This is a genomic window from Psychroserpens mesophilus (genome assembly GCF_050617655.1).
Taxonomy (GTDB): Bacteria; Bacteroidota; Bacteroidia; order Flavobacteriales; family Flavobacteriaceae; genus Psychroserpens; species Psychroserpens mesophilus_A.
Window position 1 is genome coordinate 76,645 of sequence record NZ_JBODQC010000004.1, and the last position, 24,773, is coordinate 101,417.

The window sequence follows — 24,773 nt, forward strand, 5'->3', positions numbered from 1 at the left end:
TTTATATTTTGGAAGTTTGTTTTTTGGCTAAACTAGTTCCAATAAAGAATCCAATAAAAGCTAGAGCACCATCAGCAATTGTAAACCATACTTCTTTTGGTAACATAAAAATATTAAATAATGTTGCAGCTACCATCAATCCACCTACAATATAAGCTGGAATTATACTCGTTTTAGAAATCAGTCCTGCAATGAACATACCTGTAATAACACCAACAAAGTGGGCAATAACGACAAATATTTTTGAGCCTGTTGGAATCTGATCCATATTGTTTTTTATCCATTCCATATCCATAGGCTTTGCACCTTCAGGAAGTGGAAATAAGTTATGCCCAATAAGGGTTTCAAAAATATAAACGGTTACAGAAGCAACGATAAAACCAACAATGGTTGCTAGAATATTTTTCATGATAATTTTGATTAGTTAGTGGTTTCAAGGTAATAAAAAAACCTGAACGTTTAAGTTCAGGATTTTTTGAGATTTATCTCTCTGTATAGAATTATAATTCATTATAAGTAAGACACTTCGACTGCGCTCAGTGTGACATTGCGATTAAATTTCGATAATCAAACGTCGCTTAGCGACTTAGTCCTCAATCAAAACCCATTCGCCTTTGGCAATTAAAGGTTCAGCCTGTTTGTACTTGACCGTTTTGTTTTCACCACTCATCACATGTTTAATGGTCACACGATCATTACGACCAATTTTTGGTTTGTCACGTACTATAGTTTCTACAACTTCTGGCTGACGTTGTGTGTTTCCTGCAGCTCTACTTTGTGCAGCACGTTCATCCATATTAGGAATTTCGTCTTTTTGTGTTTGTAGTTTTTCTTCTTTACGAGCTTTAGCTTCCTGAATGTTATTTTGAGTTTCAGTTGGTAATTCGCCTTTAAATAAAAATGAAATCACATCTTTATTCACCTGATCTATCATTTCTTTAAACAATTCAAACGCTTCAAACTTATAGATTAATAATGGATCTTTTTGTTCATGAACTGCTAATTGAACCGATTGCTTTAACTCATCCATTTTACGTAAATGTGTTTTCCACGCATCATCAACAATGGCTAGCGTAATGTTCTTTTCAAAATCATTAATTAATTGCGTTCCTTTGGTTTCATAAGCTTTTTCTAGGTCTGTAACCACTTGTAAATTTTTAACGCCATCTGTAAAAGGAACCACAATACGTTTGTATTTATCACGCTGATTTAAATATACGTTCTCAATCACTGGAAATGCTAATTCTGCATTACGTTGCATCTTTTGTCTGTAGTGTTCAAAAGCAGCTTTGTAAACTTTTCCAGCAATATCCTGTACAGAAAGCTTGCCAAATTCAGCTTCAGAAATAGGAGAGCTCATAGAGAAGTATCTAATTAACTCAAATTCGAAGTTTTTAAAATCTTCTGCAGTTTTATTAGTTTCAGCAATCCCTTCCGAAGTGTCATAAATCATATTTGCCAAATCCACACGAAGACGTTCTCCATGCAGTGCGTGACGACGACGTTTGTAGACCACTTCACGCTGTGCATTCATCACATCGTCATATTCTAGTAAACGTTTACGAACACCAAATTGGTTTTCCTCAACTTTCTTCTGAGCACGTTCAATAGATTTTGAAATCATAGAATGCTGAATCACTTCACCTTCTTCCAATCCCATTTTATCCATCATTTTAGCAATTCGTTCACTACCAAATAAACGCATTAAATTATCTTCTAAGGACACATAAAATTGTGAACTTCCAGGATCTCCCTGACGTCCAGCACGACCACGTAATTGTCTGTCGACACGACGAGAATCATGACGTTCTGTACCAACAATGGCTAAACCACCAGCTTCTTTTACAGCTTCAGATAGTTTAATATCTGTACCACGACCAGCCATATTGGTAGCAATGGTTACCTGACCAGGTTGTCCAGCTTCAGCAACAATATCTGCTTCCTTTTTATGGAGTTTCGCATTTAAGACATTATGAGGCACTTTTCGTTGTGCCAGAATTTTTCCTAATAACTCAGAAATGTCTACAGAAGTTGTACCAATTAATACTGGTCTTCCAGCTTGTGATAATTTAGTCACTTCATCAACAACAGCATTGTATTTTTCACGCTTAGTTTTATATACTAAATCTTGTCTGTCATCACGAGCAATCGGTCTGTTGGTTGGAATTTCGACCACATCTAATTTATAGATTTCCCAGAATTCTCCAGCTTCAGTAACAGCAGTACCTGTCATACCAGATAATTTGCGGTACATTCTGAAGTAGTTTTGAAGCGTTACTGTTGCAAAGGTTTGCGTTGCATCTTCAATTTTTACATTTTCTTTAGCTTCAATCGCTTGATGTAAACCGTCACTATATCGACGTCCATCCATAATACGACCTGTTTGCTCATCGACAATCATGACTTTGTTATCCATCACCACATACTGAATATCCTTTTCGAATAAAGCATACGCTTTCAGTAATTGATTGAGTGTGTGGATACGTTCAGATTTAATCCCGAAGTCTCTGAAAAGTTCTTCTTTTTCAGCAGCTTCTTCTTCTTTAGAAAGTCCTTTTGCTTCAATTTTAGAGATTTCCATACCGATTTCTGGCATGACGAAGAAATCTGGATTGTCTTTTCCAGAAAGATATTCAACACCTTTATCGGTTAATTCTACCTGGTTGTTTTTTTCTTCGATAACGTAGTAGAGCTCTGCATCAACTTTTGGCATTTCTCTGTTATTATCTTGCATGTAGAAGTTTTCAGTTTTCTGAAGCAATTGCTTGATACCTTCTTCACTTAAAAATTTAATTAAAGCTTTGTTTTTAGGAATACCTCTGTAAGCTCTTAATAACAGAAAGCCACCTTCTTTGGTATCTCCTTCAGCAATTAGCTTTTTAGCTTCAGCCAAAACGCTAACCAGTTCTTTTCTTTGAATACTAACAATATCGTCGACCTTTGGTTTTAGTTCGGTAAACTCATGACGATCACCTTGCGGAATTGGTCCAGAAATGATTAAAGGTGTACGTGCATCATCGATTAATACTGAATCAACCTCATCAACGATGGCATAATGATGTGGACGTTGCACTAAATCCTCTGGCGAATGTGCCATGTTATCTCTCAGGTAGTCAAATCCGAATTCATTATTGGTTCCGTAAGTAATATCTGCACGATAGGCTTTACGTCTTGCTTCAGAATTTGGCTGATGGTAATCAATACAATCTACACTTAAACCATGAAACTCAAAAATAGGAGCCATCCAGGCGCTATCACGTTTTGCTAAGTAATCATTTACGGTTACCAGATGAACACCTCTACCAGACAAAGCATTTAGATATACAGGAAGTGTTGCTACCAGTGTTTTACCTTCTCCGGTTTGCATTTCTGCAATTTTACCTTGATGCATTGCTGCTCCACCAATAAGCTGAACATCGTAATGAATCATGTCCCAAGTAATAGGCTTGCCAGCTGCATCCCAAGAGTTAGACCAAACAGCTTGATCACCTTGTAAGGCTACATAATCTTTATCACCAGAGACCAAACGATCAAATTCGTTGGCTTGTACAGAGATTTCGGTATTGTTAACAAAACGTTTAGCGGTTTCTTTAACAACAGCGAAAGCTTCAGGCATAATGTCGTTTAAAACACCTTCGGTCACTTCGTAGATGTCGTCTTTGATTTTATCAATTGATTCGTAGATATCTTCTCTTTTGTCAATATCTTCTGTGTTTTCAGCGTCTATAAGTAGCTGATCTATTTCGTCTTGAAGTGGTTGACGAGCTTCTGTAATTTTTGTTTTGAATTCTGCTGTTTTAGCTCTTAATTCATCATGTGATAATTGCTCAAGTGCACTTTCAAATGCTTTAACTTGCTCTACAATAGGAGTAAGTGCCTTAACATCTTGTTTGGCTTTATCTCCTACAAATACTTTTAATACTGAATCTAAAAAACTCATTAGTGTTTATTTATTTAATGAAATTATCTTAAAACATATGAGAACCTGAAATGAGATTAGGTTGACGTTAATTACATGTTTATAGATAACCTCTTATCTTCAAAATTGTTAGACCTCAAAGATATGATTTGTGTTAGTTATTTTGAAAGATTAAGGCACAAAAAAAGTCTCTAAATGAGACTTTTTAACTTTTATTTTACGTTAAATGCAATTTGAATTTCAAATTACTTAGTATTCATCTTCGTTCCAAAGATAATCTTCGTCAGTTGGATAATCTGACCAGATTTCTTCGATGGAATCATAAGAGTCGCCTTCATCTTCTATCGCCTGTAGGTTTTCAACAACTTCCAGAGGAGCTCCTGTTCTAATAGCGTAGTCAATTAATTCGTCTTTTGTTGCTGGCCAAGGCGCATCACTTAAATAAGATGCTAATTCTAATGTCCAATACATTTGTTATGCTTTTTAATTTTCTGCAAAAATAAAATTATAGTTCAGAAAGTCAAGAAAAAAGTGAATTAATTAAATAAAAATTTTAAAGAACTTATATTTTCAATCGTTTAAGCCTTGTAGAACTAATACGTTATAATGCAAAGTGGTACTTTAAGATTCTTTTTGCGGAATCCATTTTATTTCTTCGGCTTGTAAGTCATAAGACAACTTTCGTGCCAACACAAAAAGGTAGTCAGAAAGTCGGTTCAGGTACTTTAAACTTTCTGGTTGAAAGGGTTCCATGTCATTGAGTTCACTGGCTAATCGTTCGGCTCTTCTGCATACACATCGTGCTATGTGACAGAATGACACAGTTTGATGTCCTCCAGGTAAAACAAAGTGCGTCATGGGAGGCAAAGCTTCGTTCATGGCATCCATTTCATGTTCAAGTTTAGAAATATGAGTTTCTGATATCTTAGGAATATTTAAGCGTTCTTTGCCACTTTTTAAAACTGCTTTATCAGGATCTGTTGCTAAAATTGCTCCAACCGTAAATAATTTATCTTGAATATCCATCAGCACTTCTTTGTAATGCTGGTTGATATCTTGATCTCTTAGAAGTCCTAAATGAGAATTGAGTTCATCAACAGTTCCGTAACTGTCAATTCTGATATGATGTTTAGGAACACGTGTGCCTCCAAAAAGGGCAGTCGTTCCTTTATCTCCTGTTTTTGTGTAGATTTTCATAGATGCAAGTTAACGAGTAATGACAGAAAAGGCAAGTGTTTTATGTGTTTTATGAAGTGCGTAAAGTGAATGTTTTTACAACTAACCACTAAAACCGTTAACCGTTAATTTCGAGTGTCACTTTCAATTACACCATCTCTTAAACGAATGATACGATTGGCGTGAGCAGCAATATCTTCTTCATGTGTGACCATAATGACTGTGTTTCCGGCTTTATGGATGTCATCGAAGAGATTCATTATTTCATAACCTGTTTTAGAATCTAAGTTTCCTGTAGGCTCATCTGCTAAAATAATAGAAGGTTTGTTGACCAATGCGCGACCAACAGCCACACGTTGACGTTGACCACCCGAAAGTTGATTAGGTTTGTGGTCCATTCGATCTGCAAGACCAACATCTACTAAAACCTCACTAGCACGTTTATTACGCTCAGATTTAGATGCTCCAGCATAAACCATTGGTAAGGCAACGTTATCTAATGCAGTTGTTCTAGGTAATAAATTAAAGGTCTGGAATACGAAACCAATTTCGGTGTTTCTTATGTCGGCCAATTCATCATCGCTCATTTGACTTACATCTTTTCCGTTAAGAATATATGATCCTGAAGTTGGAGTGTCTAAGCATCCTAATAAATTCATTAATGTTGATTTGCCAGAACCTGAAGGTCCCATGATGGCAACATAATCACCAATTTCAATATCTAAGTCAATACCTTTTAAAACATGAACAGTTTCTTGACCGAGTTGAAAATCACGGATAATGTTTCTAATTTCAATGACGTTACTCATTACAAAGTTGGTTTTTTTAATTGATGCTTCTGCAAGATACAGATTTCACTTCATATGACGCAATACGCTAACCTATGTTACAATCTGATTGTGAAATTTTCTTTGGCTTGTTCTTTTCTAAAAAAAATCATTCCCCAAAAAAAAGTATCGATGCTTACAGTAACTTTTGAATGTGTTTTTATAATTTGCCAGGCTTCAGCCATCTCTTTTGACCAGTAAATGTCGTCAAAAATAAAGATAGAATCATTATGTGCTTTATCAATAAGCATGTTAAAATACTCTAAAGTGGCTTCTCTATTGTGATTGCCATCAAAGAAAACAAGATCGTAATTGTTGTTTTGTAACTCTGAAAGAGCTTTATCAAATTTTTTGTTTATAAGATGTATGTTGTTGATGTTAAAGCGATTAAATTGTTGTGTTGTAAAGTCAGAAATATTTTTACAACCTTCAATAGTTGTTACGTGGTTTTCAGAATAACCTAAGGCTAAAGCTTGAGTAGCAATACCTAACGATGTTCCTAACTCTAAAGTGTGTTGAGGTTTGAAATACTGAACAATTCTAAAGAGTAATTTCGTTCTTTTTAGAGTAGAGCCCGAATTTTTAGCCATTACATTGATCGCTCTTAAATTAGAATTGAAAACTCTAGAGCCTGCGCCAAAGTCGCTAATTTCAATTTGCTTTTTAGTGTTAAGCAGCGATTTTCGGTATTCTGAAAGGCTAGAGTAAACGTCATATTTTGTGTCATCATAAAAGCACTTAGTCACGAAATCATAGACAAAAGGAGAATGCACGCCATGTTGATTGGTAGATCTTAATAAAAATTTTATATATTCAATAATTTGAAACATGATTTAAGATTCAAATTTTTCGGATAATTCAAACCAGCGCATCTCTTTATCTTCAATGTCATCTATTATGTTTTGAAGTTGAAGTGAGAGCTCATTAATTTTTTCTTGAGTAAGACTTTCATCTAAGAATTTTTTTTCTATGGCTTTTTTATCTAACTCTAGAGAGCGGATCTTGCTTTCAAGATTTTTATATTCTTTTTGCTCGTTATAAGATAACTTTTGTGCTTTGTTTTGGTCTTCTTTTTGTTCTGAAACAGAATTCGCTTTAACGTCTGACTTTATTTCAGAGGGCTTTGAGGATTCATATTCGCGATAATCAGAATAATTACCCGGAAAATCCTGAACTTCGCCATCGCCTTTAAATACGAAAAGATGATCTACAATCTTATCCATAAAGTATCTGTCGTGAGATACCACAAGGAGACAGCCAGGAAAATCTAATAAGAATTCTTCGAGAATGTTGAGTGTAACAATATCCAGATCATTAGTAGGTTCATCAAGAATTAAAAAGTTAGGATTTTGAATTAATACGGTACATAAATAGAGACGTTTTTGTTCACCACCACTCAGCTTTTCAACAAAATCGTGTTGTTTTTTACCGTCAAAAAGAAAACGTTCCAGTAATTGTTTAGCACTAATTTGTCTGCCTTTTGATAATGGAATATACTCGCCAAATGCTTTAATAACATCAATAACCTTTTGGTCTGGTTTAACTTCAATTCCGCCTTGAGTATAATAACCAAATTTCACGGTGTCCCCAATAATGATTTTTCCAGTATCAGGTTGAAGGGTTTGCGTTAACATATTAAGAAATGTCGATTTTCCTGTTCCGTTTTTTCCAATGATGCCTATACGTTCACCACGTTTGAATACGTATTCAAATCCGTCAAGAATGACTTTGTCTTTAAATGATTTTGAAACTTTATGAAACTCTACAACCTTACTGCCTAAGCGTTCCATATTAATTTCAAGTTCTACTTTGTGGTCTTTTCTACGTTGATGCGCACGTTTCTTTATGTCTGAAAAATCATCAATTCTTGATTTAGATTTGGTGGTTCGAGCTTTAGGTTGGCATCGCATCCATTCTAATTCTTTTTTGAATAATTGTTTCGCTTTTCCTGTTTCAACTTGCTCGAGTTGAATTCGTGCTTCTTTGTTTTCAAGATAATAGGAGTAGTTTCCTTTATATGTATATAATTTTCCGTGATCAAGTTCAATGATTTCATTACAAACACGTTCTAAAAAATAGCGATCGTGAGTAACCATAAATAAAGTAAACTGAGATTTTGCAAAGTATTGTTCCAGCCATTCTATCATTTCTAAATCGAGATGATTGGTAGGTTCATCTAAAACAAGTACATCGGGATTGCTTATTAATGCTTGGGCTAAGGCAAGACGTTTTATTTGTCCGCCAGACATTGTATTTATCTTTTGATTGAGATCATCCAGCTTAAGTTGTGACAGTATTTGTTTGAATTGAAGTTCAAACTCCCAAGCGTTATGAATTTCCATTTGCTCAAAAGCTTTTTGATAAGTTTCAGTGTCTTCGGGATTTAACAGCGCTTTTTCATAATTTTCAATAATTTTCAGTTGAGGAGAATCTGAATTAAAAATAGTATCATTAATAGTAAGACTATCCTCAAAATGAGGAGACTGTGATAGAAATGAAACACGCAATCCATTTCGCATTACTACTTGTCCGCTATCTGGACTATCGTCACCAGAAAGAATATTTAATATGGACGTTTTTCCGCTTCCGTTTTTGGCAACAAAAGCTATTTTATCATCTTTATGAATACTAAATGAGAGATTAGAAAAAAGTTCTAATTCGCCATAAGATTTCGATATATTTTCAACAGTTATATAATTCAAAACAATTTTTTTACAAAGAAAGCGATATTACTCAAAAATACTGTTAATAGTTTTGATATTAATAGTGATAAGTTATATTTGTCAAGCAACAAGCAAATTTAAAATGAACAGACTATTATTGCTTACAGGATTGTTACTTTGTGTCTTGTCAACATCATGTATACCACATAAAGATATTATATATCTTCAGGAAAAAGATACACCTTCAGACTCAACACAAGTCATGGTTGAGCAGCAAAAACCTTACAGGATTCAGATTAATGATATTTTAAACATTCGTATTAAGGTTTTAGATCAAGACAATGTGACTATTTTTAATCCAGTAGGTGAAGGTAGTTTAAATGCTTCAAGTACAGAAAAAGCCTATTTTGATGGGTTTATGGTTGATCTTCATGGAAATATTCGGATTCCAGAACTTGGAAAAATTAATGTTTTAGGATACACAACTGAAGCTATTGAAGAATTAATAAAGGAAAAGCTGTTAGAGGACCAATTTAAAGAAACTGCTAATATTTTTGTGACCGTTAAATTGGCAGGCTTACGATTTACTGTTAATGGAGAGGTAGGAAAACCAGGTACGATTACGTTGTTTCTTGAACGCATTAATATTTTTGAAGCTATTGCAAATGCAGGAGAAATACCCGTAACAGGTAACAGAAGGGAAGTACAGATTATAAGACAATATCCACAAGGGCAAAAAATACATACTTTAGATTTAACAGATGTTAATGTTATGAAATCTCCCTATTATTTCATACAGCCAAATGACCTCATTTATGTCAAGCCATTGAAACAAAAAACATGGGGAACAGGTACAACAGGTAGAGAGACATTAGGTGCTATAATATCTATTTTAGGTATCCTTACGACTACCATTTTGATAATTAATAGAACTTAGTATGTCAAATCAAGATTATTTAGATACTGAAGAAACAGGTCGTGTAAGTTTTGACTTTAGAGGTTACTTATTTAAAGTTTTGAATCTTTGGAAATTTGTGTTATTGTGTATTGGTACAGCACTTCTAATAGGGTATCTGATAAATGTAAGAAAACAAAATGTCTATAAATTAGATTCTTTAATTTCAGTAGAGAATGATCAAAACCCATTTTTTACAGCTAATACAAGTATATCTTTTAATTGGGGAGGTGTTTCGGGCAAAGTTGGTAAAGTAATGACATCTATAAAAACAAGAAGTCACAATGAAAAAGTAGTGGATTCTTTACAGTTATATATGCAATACCTTGTTGAAGGTAAGTATAGAAAAGAAGATGTGTATAAGCGAGTACCTTTTGATTTTAAACAGGATAAGTCTAAGCCGCAAGTTCTGGGTTATCCTGTAGGAATACGTTTTTTAAATGATAATGAATTTGAGGTGTTTACAGAGTTTGAAGAGTCTAATAAGAGTGCTCAAAAATATGATGATAAATCAACACATAAAATTACTGTTCAAACAGGTCTATTTACAAAAACATATAAAAATGGGGAGTTGATAGACTTACCATTTCTTAACGGACACCTTTTATTTAAACCTTCAGAACGTATAAAAGCTGGTTCAGAATTTTTTATTAAATTTTCTGGTTTTGATGGAATAGTGAATAATTACAAAAACAGGATAATTATAGGTCCGTTTGCAAAGTCTTCTCCTTCCGTTTTACAATTGGAGTTGGCTGGAACTAATAAAGCAAAAATTGTTGATTATTTAAACACAACATCGGTAATTTTAAGTGAATCTGAGTTAGAAAATAAAAACCTATATGCAACTAATACTATTAAGTTTATTGATAGTAGCCTTGCAGTTGTGAATTCTAATCTTAAAGATGTAACTGATGAAATGAATAATTTCAGAAAACAGAATAAGATATTTAACGTCACCGAAGAAATCTCACAAATTTCAAATCAATTAAGAGTGTATGACTTAACTAAAGAAAAAGAAATATTAAAATTAAACTATTTAGATAATTTAGAAACGTACCTCAGAACAAAAACAGATTATACACAAATAGCAGCGCCAACCAGTGTTGGTATTGACGAAAATAATATACTGAGCAGTGTATCTAAAATAATATCAATGGCTTCAGAGCGACAAAATTTAGAATATACAACTAAAGAAAGTTCTGGTCTGATAAAAGAAATAGATAAGCAAATTGATTCAGAAAAAAACGTTCTATTAGAAATTATAAACTCTACTAAGAAAACGATAAACATTCAGTTATCAACCATAAATAGAAGCATAGCAAATTTAGAGGCAAAATTAAGTGGTTTGCCTGAAGATCAACAACAGTATTTAAAAATACAGCGAAAACTGGATATTAGTCAGGAATCTTATGACCTTTATATGACTAAACGAAGTGAAGCAGCAATTGTAAAAGCCGCAAATATCTCAGATATTACTATTATTGATGAAGCTAAAGATATTGGAGGTGGATTAATAGGTCCAAATAAGTCACTTAATTATATGATGGCATTAATGTTGGGCTTTTTTATTCCAATGTTTTTAATATTTGTTGTTTTTCTACTCGACAATACCATTCATGGATCTGATGAAATTGAACAGCTATCTAAAATCCCTATTTTAGGTTTAATAGGAAAGTACAATTATAAAAACAACTTAGTTGTATTCGAAAAACCAAAATCTGCAGTTTCAGAATCCTTTAGAGCAATTCGATCTAGCTTACAATTTATCTATAAAAAACAACAAGTTAAAGACGAAGGAAAAACCCTAATGATTACCTCTTCAGTTAGTGGAGAAGGAAAGACATTTTGTTCGATTAATATTGCAACGGTTTATGCTTTGTCAGGAAAGAAAACCATTCTATTGGGTCTTGATTTACGTAAACCTAAAATATTTGGAGATTTTAATATTGAAAATGATTTAGGAGTCGTGAACTATCTTATAGACGAAAACACATTTGATGAAGTCAAATACACAACTCATATTGAAAATTTAGATATTGTACCATCTGGTCCTGTGCCACCAAATCCCTCAGAACTATTAATGTCTGATAAAATGCGTGAGCTTATAGCGAATCTTAGAAAAGATTATGACATGATTGTTTTGGATACACCACCTCTTGGATTAGTAACTGATGCGCTTGAATTAACACAATATGCAGATGCTACTATTTTTATGATTCGATTAGATTATACAAAAAAAGGGATGTTGTCTCTCATAAATGCTAAATATAAAACCGGAGAAGTAAAAAATATTAGTTTTGTTCTCAATTTTTACAAACATAAAACCAACCATAATTATGGCTATGGTTATGGTTACGGTTATGGCTATGGTTATGGCTATGGAGTTTACGGAAATGCCTATCATGAGAAAGATAAAAAATCAATTTTGAAACGTATAAAAAAGTTATTTAGCCGCTCATAATTGTGATATCAAAAACGCAACTTAGAGTAAAACGCTCTTTTGATTTAGTGCTTTCTATAGTATTAATTCCTGTGTTAATTATTCCCATACTATTATTTGTGATAATAGCAACAATAAGCACAGGCCAGTTTGGCTTGTTTATGCAAAAAAGAGTCGGTCAACATGGAAAACTGTTTCATATTTACAAAATTAGAACCTTACGAAAAGAAAAACATGTCTTAGGTCATTTAGACTTAAGTGCAACAAACTTCGGAAAGTTTTTAAGACAATATAAATTAGATGAGTTGCCACAAATATTTAATGTACTTATCGGAAACATGGGGTTTGTTGGTCCACGTCCTGATGTTCCGGGTTTTGCAGATGAATTAGAAAATGAAGATAGAATAATTTTAAAGGTTAAACCAGGTATAACGGGTCCAGCAACTTTAAAATATAAAGATGAAGAAAGCATCTTGTCACAACAACTTGACCCTGAAACCTACAATAGAACGATTATTTGGCCTGATAAAGTCAAAATAAACAAAAAATACATTGAGAATTATAGTTTTTATTTAGATTTGAACTTTATTTTGAAATCGATATTAAATTAAAAGATGAATAATACACACAAAATAACAATTCTTGGACTTGGTTATGTTGGTCTGCCACTTGCAGTTGAATTTGCAAAAAAGTACTTTGTAGTTGGTTTTGATATCAACGAGAAACGTATTAACGAACTAAAAAGTGGCGTTGATAAAACTTTGGAAGTAGAAGATGATTATCTGAAATCTGTTTTAACAACAGATAGTAATGCACAAACAGGCTTATTTATCTCTAATAACCTTGATGATATAAAGACGTCTAACATATACATCATTACTGTGCCAACACCAACTGATGAACTTAAAAGGCCTGTGTTTACACCTCTAGTAAAAGCCAGCGAAAGTGTTGGAAAAGTATTAGGTAAAAATGATATTGTTATTTATGAGTCTACAGTATATCCTGGTGTTACTGAAGATATTTGTGTGCCTATATTAGAAGAAAAATCTGGTCTTAAATTTAATACTGATTTCTACGCTGGTTATTCTCCAGAACGAATTAATCCAGGTGATAAAAAGCATACAGTAACAAAAATACTTAAGGTAACTTCTGGTTCAACTCCAGAGATTGCTAAAATTGTTGATGATTTGTACAAAACAATCATCACAGCTGGAACCCATTGCGCACCATCAATTAAGGTTGCTGAAGCAGCTAAAGTGATTGAAAATTCGCAACGCGATATCAATATCGCATTTGTTAATGAGTTATCTAAAATTTTCAGATTATTAGATATTGACACTAAAGCGGTTCTTGAAGCAGCAGGTACAAAATGGAATTTTATAAAATTCAGTCCAGGTCTTGTTGGAGGTCATTGTATTGGTGTTGATCCATATTACTTAGCTCAAAAAGCTATCGAGTCTGGTTATAATCCTGAAATTATTCTTGCTGGTCGTAAAATGAATGATAGTATGGGAGCTTATGTTGCTCAGGAAACTGTAAAAATGATGATTAAAAAAGGAGCTAGAATTAAAGACTCTAATGTTTTAGTTTTAGGAATTACTTTTAAAGAGAACTGTCCAGATATTAGAAATTCAAGAGTGATAGATATTATTGAAGAGTTTGAAACTTACAATACCAATGTAGATGTATTTGATCCTTGGGCATCCAAAGAAGAAGTTAAACATGAATATGGTTTCGATTTGTTAGATGATGCTTCTAAATTGCGTTCAGATTATGATGCCATAGTGCTCGCTGTATCTCATAATGAATTTTTAAAATTAGATTTACAAAAAATGAAATCAGATATAGGTGTGATTTTCGATGTAAAATCATTACTCCCTAAACACACAGTAGACGCAAGATTATAATGTACGAACACAAATACCATTCAGAAGATTTAAGTCAGTTATCATTCCTCGTAACAGGAGGAGGAGGTTTCATAGGTTCCAATATTGTTGAGTATCTTTTAAAATATGGAGCTAAAAAAGTACGTGTGCTTGATGATTTCTCAAATGGTCATCGTGAAAATTTATCAGAATTCAAAAACAACCCTTCTTTTGAACTAATTGAAGGTGATATTCGCGATTTGCAAACTTGTAAAGATGCTATGAATGGTATCGATTATGTGACTCATCAAGCTGCTTTAGGCTCAGTGCCACGTTCCATTAACGATCCTGCTACCACAAATGCAGTAAATATATCTGGATTTTTAAATATGATGATTGCTTTAAAAGATTCATCTTCTGTAAAACGAATGATTTATGCAGCATCAAGTTCAACTTATGGAGATAGTCTTGAACTTCCTAAAGTTGAAGATCATATTGGTAAGCCTTTATCACCTTATGCAGTTACTAAGTACGTCAATGAATTGTATGCCGATGTGTTTGGTAAAACATATAATACTGATGTGATTGGTCTAAGATATTTTAATGTTTTTGGACCAAAGCAAAGTCCAGATGGTGCTTATGCTGCTGTAATTCCTCTTTTTATGCAAGCATTGAAAGATGAGAGTGCTCCTAAAATAAACGGAGATGGAGAGCAAACACGTGATTTTACATTTGTTGATAATGCTGTGCAAGCAAATATTAGAGGTTTCTTTGCTTCTCAAGCTGCTAAAAATCAGGTTTTTAATGTCGCTTGCGGTGAACGAATTAGTGTAAATTATTTGTGGAATTCACTCAAAGAATCTGCAAATTCAAGTGTAGATGCTATTTATGGTCCACCTAGACTTGGCGATGTGAGAGATTCTTTAGCTAACATTTCTAAAGCAGAAAGCTTATTAGGTTACAAACCTCAATTTACAGTAAAAGAAGGGCTCCAAATTACTTGGGATTATTTTAAAAAATAGCCTGTAAAATATAAGTTTCTAAAATTTCATACTCTTCAAGCATTTAGTATATTAGCCGAAACTTAATCTAATAATCAAATTTTGAACACCAATCAAAAGGACGAATGGCTTTATACAATTTCTTCAAAACAGAAGCTGATTGATTTTAATTTTAAGGAAATTTGGAGCTACCGTGATTTGCTTATTTTATTCGTTAAACGAGATTTAGTTACAGTTTATAAACAGACTATTCTCGGTCCACTATGGTATTTAATTCAGCCTTTGTTTACTGCATTAACTTTTACACTTATTTTTAATAAAGTTGCAGATATAGAAACAGGCACTGTCCCAAATTTTTTATTTAATTTAGCAGGTATCTCTATTTGGAATTATTTTAGCAGTTGTTTGTCTGCTACCAGTGATACTTTTAAAAGCAATGCAGCAATATTTGGGAAGGTATATTTTCCGAGAATAATTGTGCCATTATCTATTATTATTTCTAACCTTTTGAAATTTGGTATTCAACTACTCATTTTTATAATATTTTACATTTATTATTACTTTAATGGTGCTGTTATTCATGTGAATAGTAGTGTTGTTTTCTTCCCGTTTATTGTAATGCTCATGGGTTTATTAGGATTGGGTTTCGGGATGCTAATAAGTAGTACAGTTACTAAATATCGCGATTTGAAATTTTTAGTAGGTTTTGGCGTTCAATTACTTATGTATGTTTCTGCAGTGATGTATCCTTTGTCTTTAATGCGTGAGAAATTACCACAAATAGCTTGGGTTGTTGAATATAATCCGTTAGCTTACATTATAGAAACTGCACGTTACATGTTACTGGGAACAGGCACGTTTAGCTGGTTCGGTATTTTTTATACGATTGGTTTTACTATTGTGATAATGATATTTGGAATCATCATCTTTAACAGAACAGAAAAAACCTTCATCGATACAGTGTAGTAGTCAATAATAAGTAATGAGAAATGAAGTAATGTAATGTGTTGAAAGTATGAAATTGTAAAAAGTATTTCTTTTTACAATCCGTCTTTGATGAAAACCTAGATTCACATACAAAAAGATTTAAAGAATGCATGATTATACTTAAGGCAACAAACATAAGTAAACAATACCGCTTAGGTTTAGTAGGAACAGGTACTATAAGCCACGATTTAAATCGATGGTGGGCGAGTGTGCGTGGTAAAGAAGATCCTTATTTAAAGGTAGGAGCTGTTAATGACAGGAGTCTAAAGGCAGAAAGTAATTATGTTTGGGCTATACAAGACATAAATTTTGAAGTCCGAAAAGGTGAGGTGTTAGGTATTATTGGTAAAAACGGAGCAGGAAAAAGTACCTTATTAAAAATATTATCACGAGTAACAGCACCTACAACAGGTGAGATAAAAACCAAAGGACGTATTGCCAGTTTGCTGGAAGTAGGAACAGGGTTTCATCCAGAATTAACAGGACGAGAAAACATTTATCTCAATGGTGCAATTTTAGGAATGACCAAGGCTGAAATTCGTTCCAAAGAACAAGAAATTATAGATTTTAGTGGCTGTCAAATGTACGTAGATACACCAGTAAAGCGCTATAGTTCAGGTATGAGAGTTCGTCTGGCATTTGCTGTAGCAGCATTTTTAGAACCTGATATTTTAGTAATTGATGAGGTCTTGGCTGTAGGTGATGCTGAATTCCAGAAAAAGGCAATTGGTAAAATGCAAGATATTAGTAGAGGAGATGGACGTACGGTTTTGTTTGTGAGTCACAATATGGTCGCTGTTCGAGATTTATGCACAAGAGCTATAGTATTAGAGCATGGTAAAACCGTATTTGAAGGTACCGCTGAAGAATCTGTAGAATACTATTTGCATACTGAAAACAGAAAACTAACTAACACAGGAATTTATTATCCTGATAATTCAAAACATGAAGATTCAGAGTTTTTACTTAACTCAGTGTCTTTACACAATGAAAAAGATGAGCAAGCTGCACTGTTTCTTTCAGAACAGAAAATTAAAGTGAAATTTTCTTATAAATTAACGAAAGAAATGAAAGACCTTCGTGTAAATTTAACCGTTTTAACCAATGACGAATCTATAGTTTTTGTCACAAGCTCACATGATGCTGATACAACTAATAAATCACCTGGAACTTACACGTCTTCAGTAATGCTACCTTCTCACTTTTTTAATAAAGGTCATTACAGAATTCGTATCAATGCAGGAATACCTAATGTAAAGGTGTTATTGAAACCAGTAGTGGCTCTTGAATTTGAAATAGAAAAGTTAACGGCAAGCGGCTCCAGAGTCACAGAGGTTTTTCCTGGGATAACGGCTCCAAACTTCAATTGGCAAGTAAGTAAAATAAGTGATGAAACGTAAAATTAAAAAAGCATTATTAAATTGTCTTTTGACTTCCAGAGAGTTGGAAAAAATACAATCTCCTAAAATTGAATTTCCTGGAGGAATAATGCCTATTAATAACACTCACGAAGATGATGTATTTATTGTGGGTTATCCAAAATCTGGAAATACCTTAATGCAACATTTGATTTCTCATTTGGTGTATGGGTTTAACCAAGAAGCCAGTAGAACCATGGTTAATTTAATCGTTCCAGATATTTATGCCAATAGCTATTATTTTAGATTTAATGAGCGATGTTACTTTAAATCGCATGATTTACCTAAACCAGAATACAAGAAAGTAATTTACATTATGCGTGATGGTCGTGATGCGTTATTATCGTTTTATCATATGAGAAAAAATATGGGTAAACCCTTACATATAGATGACTTGTATAGCGGAAAAGTAAAGTTCCGAAATGCCACTTGGAGTGAACATATTGAACATTGGGAGAAAAATCCATTTGAAGCAGACATACTATGGATTAAATTTGAAAATTTAAAGACTAATAAAAAAGAGGAGTTGAAACGAATATGTGAATTTTTAAATATTAGTAGAAGCGAAACTGATTTGGAAGATGTTATGAAATTTACTTCTTTAGAACATATGAGGGCTTTAGAGAAAAGAAAAGATTGGGCCAGAATGAAAAAAGTAACCAATTTTAATGATGGGTCTTTTGTTGGTAAAGGAAAAATAAAATCTTATACTGAAGAAGTTTCTCAGGACGCTATTAAATCTTTTGAATTCATATCGGAAAAAATGTTGAAAAAACATTATCACCTATAGAAAATAATACGATTAACACGATTAGTATTGTTAGATTAGAAAAAGAGTTAGATAAAAATAAGACATTAAAAAGTAAAGATAATGTTGTTGAGTAAAAGGTCTGGGTTGTCATGAAAACAATACAGATTGATGCCTTGGAAATGCAATTTCGAATTGTCTTTGACAACTGAAACTATTAAAAAAATGAGAAAACCTGATTTTTTTGTTGTAGGAGCTGCTAAATCCGGAACAACGGCATTATGGAAGTATTTTCAACAACATCCTGAAATTTTTGTCACAGATTTAATTGGCAATAAGGAATTAGGATATTATTCAAATCAATATGGTATAGATTCTGAAGAAAGATATCTTTCTCATTTTCTTTCAGCAAAACCGCATCAATTAATTGGAGAAGTATGCCATGTGTATCTCACATCTGAAGAAAGTGCAAAATGGATAAAAAAGGAAGTCTCCAATGCAAAAATCATCATCATACTTAGACATCCTGTAGAAAGGGCTTATTCGCTGTATAATTGGATGACTATGCATGGTTACGAATATGCAACAACCTTTGCTAAGGCTTTAAAAAAGGAAACAAAAATTATCAATAATACTTATGATAAAACGAAGCTAACTCATGATTTCGAAAAGAACTATCATTATTTTAATTCAGGCTTTTATTATAATCAGGTTAAAAGGTTTTTGGATACCTTTGGAGAACAAAATGTTTTAATTCTTGAATATGAAGAATTTCTAAATCATGAAAAACAGGTGTTAAATTCCATATTCAATTTTCTGGGAGTAAGTACAGATATTCAAATTGTCAAAGGAAAAACAAATAAATCTAAGAAAGTAATGTCAGTGCCACTCCAGTATTGGCTTAAAACCTATTTGAACAAAACGCGAGGGATGGGGTTTAAGAGAAAGCAGCTTATTCAAAGAGCCATAAAATGGAATATTATTGATAAAAAACCAAGTGCGATTTCGGCTAAACTAAAACATCAATTAGAAGAAGGTTATGCAAAAGATGTAAAGTTGCTAAGTGAGCTGTGTGGTATTGATTTTATTGAAAAATGGAACATAAAGACAAGTAAATAGCTGCGAAGCACATTAAAAAACAACACCAAACCTTTTCTTTTTATCATGACTAATACCTTAAGGTTTGTTTTATTCACTAATTAATAGCTGAACTAAATGTTTAAAAAAATTATAAAAAAATTAAAGCGTAAAAATCAAAACAATACGTTTCTTAACAATGGTAAAATCCCGTGGTCTGAAGGGTATCATAGATATAAAAGAGATTTAATCACGAAGAATATTAATGACAAAGAGGTTTTAGATGGTTTCTCAAAAAGACATATTCCCTCAGATTTTGGACATAGAGTCGATGAGCGCATTGTAGAATATCCTTGGATATTTGCTAACCTCACAAATGCCGAGGAACGTCTTCTGGATGCAGGTTCAACATTTAATTTTGATTTTATTATTAATCATGATCTAATAAAAAAGAAAAATTTAACCATATATACGTTTTCGCCAGAAAAGAATTGTTTTAATAACAAGGGAGTGTCTTATGTATATGGAGATTTAAGAAAAACACCTTTTAAAGACGCTTGGTTCGATACTATTGTCTCGCAATCTACAATTGAGCATATCGATATGGATAATTCCATTTATGGTTATGATATTCCTCATAATAAAGAAGTCAGTAAAAAGTCATATGAGTATATAGAAGCTGTAAAAGAAATGCTAAGGGTTTTAAAAAGCAAAGGCACACTATTAATAACATTTCCTTATGGGAAATTTGAAAATCATGGTTTTTTTCAGCAATTTGATGAAGAAATGCTTAATAGGTTATTAGAACAATTTGATGGTATTGGTCAATATGAGTGTACTTTTTTTAGATATGCTATGGAAGGCTGGAAATTTTGTGAAAAAGATGAATTAAAAGAGGTCGTTTCATATAATCCTCATACAGGTAAAGGGAAGCAGGATGACAATGCAGCTCACTGTAGAAGTGTGGTTTGTATTAATTTTACAAAGTTCTAAAAATGACGTGGGAAGAAACCATAGAATACATAAGAAAAGACCCTGAATATACAGCACTGGTTGAACATGCATATTTCGACGAAAACCTGGAATTAAACGTGTCACGTTTTGAATCAAGTTTAGAGTTTGTTGAAACTTTAAATCTCATAAAAACGCATGCTCCTAATGCCAAAACTATTTTGGATATTGGTTGTGGAAATGGTATAAGTACAATTAGTTTTGCAAAAAAAGGATATCAGGTTACAGCTGTAGAACCAGATCCTAGTAAAACAGTTGGTGCTGGTGCTATACAGCTGTTAAAAGATAAATTTGCCTTAAAAAACGTAGACATACATGTAGATTTTGCTGAGAATATAAATTTTCCAGATGATAGTTTCGATGTGGTGTATGTGAGGCAAGCGATGCACCATGCTAACAACCTTAATAAGTTTGTAGAAGAATGTATACGTGTTTTAAAACCTAATGGTTTATTACTTACTATTCGTGATCACGTCATTATTAACGATAAGGATAAAGCGTGGTTTTTAAAAGCTCATCCGTTGCATAAATTCTATGGAGGTGAAAATGCATATACTTCACAAGAGTATAGACAAGCCATCAAAAATGGAGGAGCAACCATTTTTAAAGAACTTAAGTTTTATGATAGTGTTATTAATTATTTCCCTAAAACAGATCAAGAAATAGCTCAAGAGCAAGAAAAAAAAATAGCTAAGAGAAAAAAACAAATCACAAAAAAAATAGGACTAATAGGTAATATTCCCTTATTTTGGTGGATGTATAAACGAATTAAAGACTATAATCCACTTGATGAAAATGAAGTGCCAGGAAGAATGTATTCTTACATAGCTATTAAAAAATGAAAATATTAATCATCGGTTCTAAAGGTTTTATAGGATCTCATTGTGTTAGCTACTTTTCAGCTAATCACGATGTTTGGCAATGTGATATTGAGGTAGATTATACAACATCTAATTACTTTCAGGTTGATGCAACTAATGCCGATTACAGTGACGTATTTCAACAGCAGACTTTTGATGTTTGTATCAATTGTTCTGGAGCTGCAAGTGTACCTGATTCTATTAAAAATCCACAGCGTGATTTTATGTTAAATACGGTTAATGTGTTTAGGCAATTAGATGCGATTAGAAAATACAGTCCGAATTGTAAATACATCCATATGTCAAGTGCTGCAGTTTATGGAAATCCTAAATATTTGCCTATTGATGAAAATCATCCATTAAGTCCAATTTCACCCTATGGAATTCATAAAAAAATAGCAGAAGAAATTTGTCAGTCATTTTACGACAATTACCATTTAAAAACCTGCTCACTACGTGTTTTTTCAGCTTATGGTGAAGGTTTAAAAAAACAGCTTTTTTGGGATTTATATAAAAAAGCCCAAACCAACAATACCGTTTCCCTTTATGGTACAGGAAACGAAACACGAGATTTTATTTGTGTTTCAGATGTGGTGTATGCGATTGATGGAGTAATTAAAAAATCGAATTTTAAACATGACATCTATAATATAGCAAATGGCGAAGAGCTTAAAATAAAAGACGTAGCTCAAACTTTTTTTGATATTTATAAGCCAGAAGTAGTTATTGAATTTCAAAATCAAGAGCGAAAAGGCGATCCTATCAATTGGGTTGCTGATACCAAAAAAATTAAAAATTTAGATTTCATAAGTCATATTAGTCTAAAAGAAGGTTTAACAAAATATGTGAAATGGTTGAAAGAAGACGTATAGGACTTGTTTATTCTTATAATGAAAATTGGATTGCTGGTACTTATTACATTTTAAACATTATACATGCCTTAAATACCGTTAAAGACGAGAATAAACCCGTATTAATTATCTTGACCGAATCAATAGAAAATTTCAATACGTTAAAGTCTGAAACAGGTTACTCTTATTTAGAATATTCAAAATTTCCATACCAAACGCATTATAATCTTTTAGAACGTAGTATTAATAAGTTAAGTCGCTTGATGACTAATAAAAATGTTATAAATAAAAAGCCAGAGTTTCCTGAGTTAGATTTTATTTATCCAAAGCAAATAAATAAGGTGTCAACCGCATCTAAAAAAGTAAATTGGATACCAGACTTTCAAGAAGATCATTTACCACATTTTTTTTCAAAAGAAGAAGTATTAAGAAGAAAAAACTATCAGAGTTCTGTTGTTGCCAATGGAGATGTTGTCGTGTTAAGTAGTGAAGATTCAAGAGCTGATTTTATTCGGTTGTATCCTAATGCCAAGGCTAAATCATTCGTTTTGCCTTTTGCAGTAACTCATCCTGACTTTGAAGATGAGAACATTGAAAAATTGCTAAAGAAATATAACTTACCTAAAGCCTATTTTTTTGCACCAAACCAATTCTGGGCACATAAAAATCACATTGTAGTTTTTAAAGCTGTTACACATTTAAAACGTAAAGGAATATCAATTACTGTGGCAATGTCAGGTAAAGAAAATGACCACAGAAATAAAGAGAACTTTAAACAATTAAAAGATTACATTGCTGCACACAACTTAGAAACTAATATTAAATTCGTAGGGTTTTTGCCACGCAAAGAACAGTTGTGCTTATTTAAACATTCAATAGCTATTATTCAGCCTTCGCTGTTTGAAGGTTGGAGTACAGTCGTTGAGGATGCTAAGGCATTAGGTAAGTACTTGGTGTTATCAGATTTAAAGGTACATAAAGAACAGATTAAAGACAGAGCCTCTTTTTTTAACCCAAATGACGACATCGAATTAGCTCATGTTTTAGAAAAACAGATCAATGAAAATCCGAAGCAGGCTCAAACAGATTATCAAAAAAATGTTGAAGATTTTGGTGCTAAAATTATTGATTTAATAGAGTTTACATTGTCTCATTAAACAATAGAATTTTATATTCGCGGAATGGTGCTTTTCTAAAAGCCTAAAAAAAAGCCGAAAAACCTTTACTCGGTTCTTATTTTGTGATAATTTTGTATGGAATCTTTAGATGTGTTTCATTACGATTAGTAAATATAAACCGTTGAAATTAAATACTATAAGTTTTAGAGCTATAAAAACAGATTACTACTAGTCATATCAAATAATGAAATATATATTTTTACACATACCTAAAAATGGTGGTACTACGCTAGACCATATACTGGATTCTCAGTATAACAAACACCAGGTGTTTAATATTATTGAACATAAAAAGAAAGACAAATTATTAGAATTAAAAAGAAAAAATAAGATTTCAAAACGTTTAATTAAGGTCGTAAAAGGAGGTCATTTTCCATATGGTATTCATGAGTATTTTAATAACCCTCAAAACATCAAGTACTACACAATTTTAAGAAATCCTCTCCATCGAACACTATCCTACTATTATTTTGCAAAAGCACAACCAAATCACTATTTACATCAATTAATCAATAATGTGTCTTTAGAAGAGTTTTTAGATCGTGAGGATTTAAATTTTGAAGTTTGTAATGGGCAAACTAAACTTATCGCTGGTTTGTATCAAAAACAAGAATCCAATGATGCTGTATTTGAAGATGCAAAACAACACCTTGAAAACGACTTTTTTCAGGTTGGTATTCTAGAACATTATTTGGAATCACTATTCTTTTTAAAGGAACATTTAAATTGGAAAAAACCTATAAAATATAATATCCTAAATGTAAACAAGCATAAAGATTTAGACATAACTGATGCTGTGAAAGAGAAAATAATAAGTCTAAATAGTTTTGATATGGAAATTTATAATACCTACTTACAAATTTTGGAAGAACGTATTGAAAATATGGATCTAAAAAGTTACGAAACATTTAAAAGCCAATTAATTTAAGTGTTTATACTCAATACTTAATAGTACAATATATAGCGCGTGTTAATATCTATAATAACAATTAATTACAATGATCTTGAAGGCATAAAAAAAACGGTTAATAGTGTTTTTAATCAGTCTTATAAAGCCATCGAATATATTATTATAGATGGAGGTTCTACAGATGGGAGTGAAACATTCATAAAAGAACATACCTCACAATTTAGTTATGCTGTTAGCGAAAAAGACGAAGGTGTATATCATGCGATGAACAAAGGAATAGATCAGGCTAATGGCGATTACTTATTGTTTTTAAACTCTGGAGATTATCTTGTGAATCAAGATGTCATTAAGATGTTTGTTGAAAAAAATCCTAAAGCACAAATAGTCTACGGAGATGTCTATAAGAAAATTGGTGATAAAATGGTGTTGTTTAAAATGCCGGAAATTGACGGTTTAGTTTCTGCTTTAAGAAATTCTTTGATTCATCAAGCTGTGTTTTTTTCTAAATCATTATTTAATAATAATAACAGATATGATATTTCCTATAAAATTGCAGCAGATTGGGTGTTTATTAATAATGCATTTATATTTCAAAAATGTACAACCAAACATATAGACTTAGTTATTGTTTGCTATGATACAAATGGTATAAGTAGTGATAAGTCTTTAAGATTAAAAGATAGAACACGATATTTACAAAGTACTTTTGATGAGAATTTTATCGTATTATTAAATGCATATAACACCTTAAGTCACAATCATACCTTTTTAAAAAAACAATTGCTCGTAAAGACTCATTTCAGGTTTTTGACTTTAAAAGCAAAAATGAAAGACTTGTTCAAACCAAATCATGGCACTAAAAAAGATAAATAATTTACTTTACGCTC

At 32.4% G+C, this 24,773-nt stretch carries 22 protein-coding genes; 15 read left to right on the forward strand and 7 right to left on the reverse strand.

Features of this window, described 5'->3' with window-relative positions; all coding sequences use genetic code 11:
• Nucleotide 1: 1 nt before the first annotated feature.
• The 7 genes from ACRHNM_RS08995 to abc-f all read right to left on the reverse strand — a co-directional run bounded on the left by ACRHNM_RS08995 (nucleotide 2) and on the right by abc-f (nucleotide 8,624).
• Nucleotides 2-409, reverse strand: a complete 408-nt coding sequence (locus tag ACRHNM_RS08995; protein WP_431135784.1) for a hypothetical protein — start codon at nucleotides 407-409, stop codon at nucleotides 2-4.
• 177 nt (nucleotides 410-586) lie between these two features.
• Nucleotides 587-3,940 (reverse strand): preprotein translocase subunit SecA, encoded by a 3,354-nt coding sequence (gene secA / locus ACRHNM_RS09000; RefSeq protein ID WP_431135786.1) that lies wholly within the window; start codon nucleotides 3,938-3,940, stop codon nucleotides 587-589.
• Between the two features lie 228 nt (nucleotides 3,941-4,168).
• Nucleotides 4,169-4,390, reverse strand: a complete 222-nt coding sequence (locus ACRHNM_RS09005; protein ID WP_010177336.1) for a DUF2795 domain-containing protein — start codon at nucleotides 4,388-4,390, stop codon at nucleotides 4,169-4,171.
• A gap of 150 nt (nucleotides 4,391-4,540) precedes the next feature.
• A complete protein-coding gene (locus tag ACRHNM_RS09010; RefSeq protein WP_431135787.1) occupies nucleotides 4,541-5,116 on the reverse strand; it encodes a cob(I)yrinic acid a,c-diamide adenosyltransferase in 576 nt (191 codons plus the stop codon).
• Between the two features lie 104 nt (nucleotides 5,117-5,220).
• On the reverse strand, nucleotides 5,221-5,904 hold the full coding sequence (locus ACRHNM_RS09015) for an ABC transporter ATP-binding protein (RefSeq protein ID WP_431135789.1): 684 nt from the start codon (nucleotides 5,902-5,904) through the stop codon (nucleotides 5,221-5,223).
• A gap of 77 nt (nucleotides 5,905-5,981) precedes the next feature.
• Nucleotides 5,982-6,752, reverse strand: coding sequence for an O-methyltransferase (locus ACRHNM_RS09020; RefSeq protein WP_431135790.1), 771 nt, complete (start codon nucleotides 6,750-6,752; stop codon nucleotides 5,982-5,984).
• 3 nt (nucleotides 6,753-6,755) lie between these two features.
• A complete protein-coding gene (gene abc-f, locus ACRHNM_RS09025; RefSeq protein WP_431135792.1) occupies nucleotides 6,756-8,624 on the reverse strand; it encodes a ribosomal protection-like ABC-F family protein in 1,869 nt (622 codons plus the stop codon).
• Nucleotides 8,625-8,727: 103 nt separating this feature from the next.
• Here abc-f and ACRHNM_RS09030 point away from each other — a divergent pair, with 103 nt between their 5' ends.
• The 15 genes from ACRHNM_RS09030 to ACRHNM_RS09100 all read left to right on the forward strand — a co-directional run bounded on the left by ACRHNM_RS09030 (nucleotide 8,728) and on the right by ACRHNM_RS09100 (nucleotide 24,759).
• On the forward strand, nucleotides 8,728-9,522 hold the full coding sequence (locus tag ACRHNM_RS09030) for a polysaccharide biosynthesis/export family protein (RefSeq protein WP_431135794.1): 795 nt from the start codon (nucleotides 8,728-8,730) through the stop codon (nucleotides 9,520-9,522).
• 1 nt (nucleotide 9,523) lies between these two features.
• Nucleotides 9,524-12,001 carry a polysaccharide biosynthesis tyrosine autokinase gene (locus ACRHNM_RS09035; RefSeq protein WP_431135796.1) on the forward strand — a complete coding sequence of 826 codons (2,478 nt, stop codon included), beginning with the start codon at nucleotides 9,524-9,526 and terminating at the stop codon, nucleotides 11,999-12,001.
• A gap of 2 nt (nucleotides 12,002-12,003) precedes the next feature.
• A complete protein-coding gene (locus ACRHNM_RS09040; RefSeq protein WP_431135798.1) occupies nucleotides 12,004-12,591 on the forward strand; it encodes a sugar transferase in 588 nt (195 codons plus the stop codon).
• Between the two features lie 3 nt (nucleotides 12,592-12,594).
• Nucleotides 12,595-13,887, forward strand: coding sequence for a nucleotide sugar dehydrogenase (locus tag ACRHNM_RS09045; protein WP_431135800.1), 1,293 nt, complete (start codon nucleotides 12,595-12,597; stop codon nucleotides 13,885-13,887).
• On the forward strand, nucleotides 13,887-14,867 hold the full coding sequence (locus ACRHNM_RS09050; RefSeq protein WP_431135802.1) for an SDR family oxidoreductase: 981 nt from the start codon (nucleotides 13,887-13,889) through the stop codon (nucleotides 14,865-14,867). The genes ACRHNM_RS09045 and ACRHNM_RS09050 overlap by 1 nt, the downstream gene beginning before the upstream one ends.
• An 81-nt stretch (nucleotides 14,868-14,948) precedes the next feature.
• Nucleotides 14,949-15,812 (forward strand): ABC transporter permease, encoded by an 864-nt coding sequence (locus ACRHNM_RS09055; protein WP_431135804.1) that lies wholly within the window; start codon nucleotides 14,949-14,951, stop codon nucleotides 15,810-15,812.
• Between the two features lie 131 nt (nucleotides 15,813-15,943).
• On the forward strand, nucleotides 15,944-17,233 hold the full coding sequence (locus tag ACRHNM_RS09060; RefSeq protein ID WP_431135806.1) for an ABC transporter ATP-binding protein: 1,290 nt from the start codon (nucleotides 15,944-15,946) through the stop codon (nucleotides 17,231-17,233).
• Nucleotides 17,223-18,041, forward strand: coding sequence for a sulfotransferase domain-containing protein (locus ACRHNM_RS09065; protein ID WP_431135808.1), 819 nt, complete (start codon nucleotides 17,223-17,225; stop codon nucleotides 18,039-18,041). Before ACRHNM_RS09060 ends, ACRHNM_RS09065 begins: the two co-directional genes overlap by 11 nt.
• Nucleotides 18,042-18,224: 183 nt before the next feature.
• Nucleotides 18,225-19,118, forward strand: coding sequence for a sulfotransferase family protein (locus ACRHNM_RS09070; RefSeq protein WP_431135809.1), 894 nt, complete (start codon nucleotides 18,225-18,227; stop codon nucleotides 19,116-19,118).
• A gap of 96 nt (nucleotides 19,119-19,214) precedes the next feature.
• Nucleotides 19,215-20,069, forward strand: a complete 855-nt coding sequence (locus ACRHNM_RS09075) for a methyltransferase domain-containing protein (protein ID WP_431135811.1) — start codon at nucleotides 19,215-19,217, stop codon at nucleotides 20,067-20,069.
• A 2-nt stretch (nucleotides 20,070-20,071) separates the two neighbouring features.
• Complete coding sequence (locus ACRHNM_RS09080) at nucleotides 20,072-20,929, forward strand: class I SAM-dependent methyltransferase (protein ID WP_431135813.1); 858 nt, start codon at nucleotides 20,072-20,074, stop codon at nucleotides 20,927-20,929.
• Nucleotides 20,926-21,819 (forward strand): NAD-dependent epimerase/dehydratase family protein, encoded by an 894-nt coding sequence (locus ACRHNM_RS09085; protein WP_431135815.1) that lies wholly within the window; start codon nucleotides 20,926-20,928, stop codon nucleotides 21,817-21,819. The genes ACRHNM_RS09080 and ACRHNM_RS09085 overlap by 4 nt, the downstream gene beginning before the upstream one ends.
• On the forward strand, nucleotides 21,798-22,955 hold the full coding sequence (locus tag ACRHNM_RS09090; protein ID WP_431135817.1) for a glycosyltransferase family 4 protein: 1,158 nt from the start codon (nucleotides 21,798-21,800) through the stop codon (nucleotides 22,953-22,955). The genes ACRHNM_RS09085 and ACRHNM_RS09090 overlap by 22 nt, the downstream gene beginning before the upstream one ends.
• A 205-nt stretch (nucleotides 22,956-23,160) precedes the next feature.
• The gene (locus ACRHNM_RS09095; RefSeq protein ID WP_431135819.1) at nucleotides 23,161-23,904 is read left to right on the forward strand and encodes a sulfotransferase family 2 domain-containing protein; all 744 of its coding nucleotides are present in this window, start codon (nucleotides 23,161-23,163) and stop codon (nucleotides 23,902-23,904) included.
• 39 nt (nucleotides 23,905-23,943) lie between these two features.
• Entirely contained in the window at nucleotides 23,944-24,759 is an 816-nt protein-coding gene (locus tag ACRHNM_RS09100) for a glycosyltransferase family 2 protein (protein WP_431135821.1), read from the forward strand.
• Nucleotides 24,760-24,773 lie beyond the last annotated feature (14 nt).